We start from the raw sequence: 4,764 nt of genomic DNA on the forward strand, positions 1-4,764 counted from the left end.
CCGGCCCTCCCCCACGGCGCGCGCGAGCACGTCGACGGGGTGGGCCGCGCGCGAGCCCTGGCCGGCGCGCGGCGGGAGGAGGTCGACGAACACCTCCAGGTTCCCACCGCAGGTGGGGCCGACGCCGAGGAGCTCGTCACCGTCGGGACCGAACACCGTGGTGACCGGGCGCCCGTCGTCGAGGACCTGCTGGCACAGCGTGAACACGGCACCGTCGACGCAGCCCCCGGACACCCCGCCCGCCACCGCGCCGGTCGCGGCGACGACCATCGCCGTGCCGGGCGCGAGCGGAGCCGACCCGCCCGTGGCCACGACACGGGCCAGGGCGCACGGCACGCCCTCGGCCCGCCATCTGCTCAAGGTCTCGAGGACGCGCTCCATGCGCTCATCGTGGCGCGGCCGGGTTGCCGCGGTGTTTCGCGCGGGGGCGCGGGCTGTTACGGCGCGTGGGCGCAGATCAGCCCCGCGGCAGCCGCGCCGCCATCGCCTCGAGCGCGTCCCGGGTGAGCCGGCCGTGCACGCGCAGGCGGGCGATGCCGCCGTCGGGGAAGACGTCGAGGCGGACGAACCGCACCGGTTCGGTGTGAGGCACGAGGAACCGGTGACGGGTGTCCGGCTGCAACGGGGTTCGGGGCACGAGCTCGACCCACGCCTCGGGTCGCTCGAGGTCCTCGGTCGTGCGGATGCCGTGCAGGGATGCCGAACCGGGGGAGTTGCCGATGTAGTAGGAGGTGTCGATCTCCACGTGGTCGACCGTGCCCGGGCCGGCCAGGGCAATGGTGACGTGGTCGTTGCCGTTGTCGCGGCGGCGCGCGTTCTCCCAGCCCTCGCCCATGTGGCGGGACCGGCCGGGCGCGATGATGTTGGCCGGCGACGAGTAGAACAGGTCGGAGCAGTCCACGACCCGGCCGCCGTTCTCCGCCGCCGCGAGGTCCACGGTCCCGGCGAGGAAACGCGGGTCAGGGGTCGGTTCGCCGTGCACGCGCAGCCGGGCGACGCCGCCGTCGGGGATCATCCGCAGCTGCACGTGCGTCACGGGGTGCTCGTCGGCCACCGCGTACGGGTTCCGGGTGTCGCCCTGCGCGGACGACGGTTCGACCAGCGGCCGCCACGGCGCCGCTGCGAGCTGTCCGGGGTCCGGATAGCCGTCGATCCACGCCCCGTCCAGCGCGACCTGCGGCGGGTAGTTTCCGCGGAAGAAGGCGGTGTCCACCACGACGCCCCGGACCACGCCCGGCACGCCCAGCCGGATGATCGCCGCGTCGTGGCCCGGCGTGCGCCGCCGCCGCGTCTCCCACCCGTCGTAGATCTTGCCCTTGTGCCCGAACAGGGTCGGGTCGAACAGGGGCTCCCCGGGCAGGATCAGGTTCTCCTTCTCGGCGAAGAACTCGTCGTCGGCGTACACGACCGCGCCGGCCAGGGCACGCGAGGCCAGGTCCGGGAGGGCGAGGAAGGCGGGCGTGGGGGGTGAGGCGGCGGTCATGTGGGGATCTCCGTTCGGGCGGGCGGGGTGGCGGGACTGAGTTCCGGGGCGCCGGGCCTGGTCACCGGCCGACCGGCGGCGGGCTGGCCGAGGTCCACGCGCCGGCCGGCCAGGTAGACCTCGCGCACCACACCGGCGAGGGCGCGTTCGGCGTAGGCGGTGACGGGGTTCTTGTGTTGGAGCCGCTCGGGCAGCACGACGAACGCGTCGTCGGGCGAGAGGACCACCAGGTCGGCGCGGGCGCCGGGACGGATCGCGCCCCGGTCGGACAGGCCCGCGAACGCGGCGGGCGCCGAGGCCATCCACCGCACCACGTCGGCGAGGCCCATCCCTCGCCGGCGGGCCTCGGACCACATGATCGGCAGTCCCAGCTGCACCGAGGCGATCCCGCCCCACGCCTGCCCGAAGTCGCCGGTGTCGAAGCGCTTGAGCTCGGGCACGCACGGCGAGTGGTCGGAGACGACCAGGTCGATCGTCCCGTCGCGCAGCCCTTCCCACAGCGCCTCGCGGTTACCGGCCTCGCGGATCGGCGGGCAACACTTGTAGTGGGTGGCTCCGGGCTGGATCTCCTCGGAGAACAGCGACAGGTAGTGCGGGCACGTCTCCACGGTCAGCGGCAGCCCCTCGGCCTTGGCCTCGCGGATGAGCGGCAACGCCGCGGCGGCCGACAGGTGGAGGATGTGGGCGCGGCATCCGGTGCGGCGGACGCCGTCGATGACCTGCGCGATCGCGCGCACTTCGGCGTCGACGGGCCGCGAGGCGAGGAACCCGGTGTACGCGGGGCCCGACGGCGGCGTCTGCGCTGCGATGGTGCCGGCGTCCTCGGCGTGCACGATGAGCAGCCCACCGAACCCCGCGATCTCGGCCATGGCCGCCTCCATCTGCGCGGGGTCCAGTGGCGGGAACTCGTCGATGCCCGAGTGCAGCAGGAAGCACTTGAACCCGAACACGCCGCGGTCCCACAGTGCGCGAAGTCGACCGAGGTTCTCCGGCACCGCTCCGCCCCAGAATCCGACGTCGACGTGCAGTGTCCCGGGCGTACTGGCGAGCTTGGCGTCGAGCGCGGCGGGGCTGGTGGTGACGGGGCTGGAGTTGAGCGGCATGTCGATGAGGGTGGCCACGCCGCCGCACGCCGCCGCGCGGGTGGCGCTGGCGAATCCCTCCCAGTCGGTGCGGCCGGGTTCGTTGACGTGCACGTGCGTGTCGACCAGGCCGGGCAGGAGGACGGCGTCGCCGGGCAGGGTCACCGTCCGGGCACCGGTGGGTGGCCGGTCGAGGGCGCCCGGCGCGGTGTCGACGGTGGTGATGGTGCCATCGGCGACGACGACGAGGGCGGATCTCTCCGCGCCGTCGACGATCGCCCGGGGCGCCCGGATCACGAGGCCGGGGTGGGTCATCTGCTCTCCTGTGGTCGGGCTCCCGGCCGGGTCAGGGTGACCAGGTCATCCCGACCGAGCCCGGCGCGGGTGGTGATCTCGTCGGCGGTGACGGCCCCGCAGTCCAGTGCGCGGACGCAGAAGTCGGCCAGGGCGCGGGCGGTGGCGGGTTCGTCGAGGTATCCGGCGTCCGGGCCCGTGCCGAGGTAGGCGGCGATCCTCGCGCACGCGGCCGGCACCGAACGCCGGTAGAAGGCGTAGGTGGCCACGTACCGGGACACCAGCTGCGCGGGATGCAGGTCCCAGCCCTGGTAGAAGCCGCGGCGCAGGGAGCGGTCGACGAGCGTGGCGTGTAACCGCCAGGCGTCGTGGACCGCGTCGGCCTCGCCGACGGGCAGTCGGTTGGTCGACCCGTCCGACAGTGCGACGCCGGTGCCGGCGGCGGCGACCTGCATGACGGCCTTGGCGTGGTCGGCGGCCGGGTGGTCCATGGCCTGGTACGCGGCGGCGATACCGAGGGAGGCCGAGTAGTCGTAGGTGCCGTAGTGCAGCCCGACGCAGCGGCCGTCGGCGGCGTGGACGAGCCGCGCGACCAGCGCCGTGCCGTCGGGGCCGCAGATCGACTGGGGGGTCTCGATCTGGATCTCGAACCGCAGCGTGCCCGCGGCCAGACCGTGGGCGGACTCGAGGTCGCGGCACAGCGCGGCCATGACGCGCACCTGCTCGACGGCGGTGACCTTTGGCAGGGTGGGCCGGAACCCGGCCAGCAGGGAGTCGCGGTCCGGCGCGGCGGCGAGACCCTCGACCACCCGGACGAAGGTCCGGATTCCCCGGCGCCGGGTGGTCGGGTCGAAGGAGCCGAAGCGCAGTCCCCAGAACGGCGGCAGGGCGTCGCCGGGCCGGGTCACCACCTCGGCGAGCACCCGGTCGACGTGGGCGTCCTCGGCGCAGTCGCGCAGCACGGCGGGTATGCCGCGCTGGGTGAAGCCGTCCTCGAAGTCGATGCGCAGGTCCTCGATCGGCTCCCGCTCGAGCTTGGCCCGGACCAGTGCGTGGAGCTCCGAGGACTCTGTCTGGCCCTCCGCACCACCGCTGACCAGGCATGCCCTGAACACCCTCCGCAGGGCACCGGGGTTCGGCAGGTGCTCGTCGAACGCCGCGAGCGCGGCCGCCCCCGTCTCGGCCACCACGCCGGCGCCGACGCGGTCGGCGGGCAGGTACAGGGTGTGCACGGGCTGCCGGGTGGGTGGCGTGTCGGGGAATCGCCGCACCGCCGCGGCGTCGACGGCGGCCAGAGCCAGATCGGCGCGGGTGTACAGGCGTGTGAGCGAGGGCATGGGTTCTCCTGGAGGGCCGGCGATGCGCTCCATGTGTATCCAGACCGGGTTCCGCGGCGGTGACCCGCTCATGTCGCCCGTGTTACGCCGCGCTCAGTCGTGTCGCGCACCCATGAGGTGCAGGATCCGGTGCACGGTCTCGTCGACGAGGGTGTAGCGCACGATCCGGCCGTCGGTCTCGTCCCGGGTCGCGGACACCCAGCCCTGCTCGCGCAGGATCCGCAGCGCCTGGGACGCGGCGTTGCGGGTGATGCCCACGGCGCCAGCCAGGTCGGACACCGTCGCGACGCCCGGTCCGGCGTGGTGCATGTGCGCGAGGAGCCCGAGCCGGGTGGGGTCGGCGAGCAGGTCGAACCGGGCGGCCCAGTCGTCGACGTCCATCGGTTCCTCCGTAACAGCGGCGACACATTCCGTCTCTACGCTCACCGCAGTATGTGTCCGGGCGGACACGTATCCCCCGCAGGCAGGAGCTGCTCGTGAGACCGTTCTACGCCGCCGCCGGCGCCGCCGTCGCACTGGGCGTGCTCGCGTCGGGCTGCGCGATGCCCGCGGCCGGCGGGGCGGGTGG

At 74.1% G+C, this 4,764-nt stretch carries 5 protein-coding genes; all 5 read right to left on the reverse strand.

What is annotated here, in order from left to right; genetic code table 11:
• Positions 1 to 381 (reverse strand): XdhC family protein (locus tag HMPREF3086_RS02110; RefSeq protein ID WP_246830857.1); only part of this gene is annotated, 381 nt, incomplete at its 3' end.
• A gap of 76 nt (positions 382 to 457) precedes the next feature.
• Entirely contained in the window at positions 458 to 1,483 is a 1,026-nt protein-coding gene (gene alc / locus HMPREF3086_RS02115) for an allantoicase (RefSeq protein ID WP_070719925.1), read from the reverse strand.
• Entirely contained in the window at positions 1,480 to 2,880 is a 1,401-nt protein-coding gene (gene allB / locus HMPREF3086_RS02120; RefSeq protein ID WP_063935630.1) for an allantoinase AllB, read from the reverse strand. The genes alc and allB overlap by 4 nt, the downstream gene beginning before the upstream one ends.
• Complete coding sequence (locus HMPREF3086_RS02125; protein ID WP_063935631.1) at positions 2,877 to 4,196, reverse strand: DUF6986 family protein; 1,320 nt, start codon at positions 4,194 to 4,196, stop codon at positions 2,877 to 2,879. Before HMPREF3086_RS02125 ends, allB begins: the two co-directional genes overlap by 4 nt.
• A 93-nt stretch (positions 4,197 to 4,289) precedes the next feature.
• Positions 4,290 to 4,577, reverse strand: a complete 288-nt coding sequence (locus HMPREF3086_RS02130; protein WP_061914887.1) for an ArsR/SmtB family transcription factor — start codon at positions 4,575 to 4,577, stop codon at positions 4,290 to 4,292.
• Positions 4,578 to 4,764: the final 187 nt, after the last annotated feature.

Source organism: Dietzia sp. HMSC21D01 (assembly GCF_001815995.1).
GTDB lineage: Bacteria > Actinomycetota > Actinomycetes > Mycobacteriales > Mycobacteriaceae > Dietzia > Dietzia cinnamea.

Bases quoted from the DNA above. Each gene is read 5' to 3' on its own strand.
- HMPREF3086_RS02125 (WP_063935631.1), bottom strand. From the start codon at position 4,196: ATGCCCTCGCTCACACGCCTGTACACCCGCGCCGATCTGGCTCTGGCC.
- allB (WP_063935630.1), bottom strand. From the start codon at position 2,880: ATGACCCACCCCGGCCTCGTGATCCGGGCGCCCCGGGCGATCGTCGAC.
- alc (WP_070719925.1), bottom strand. From the start codon at position 1,483: ATGACCGCCGCCTCACCCCCCACGCCCGCCTTCCTCGCCCTCCCGGAC.
- HMPREF3086_RS02130 (WP_061914887.1), bottom strand. From the start codon at position 4,577: ATGGACGTCGACGACTGGGCCGCCCGGTTCGACCTGCTCGCCGACCCC.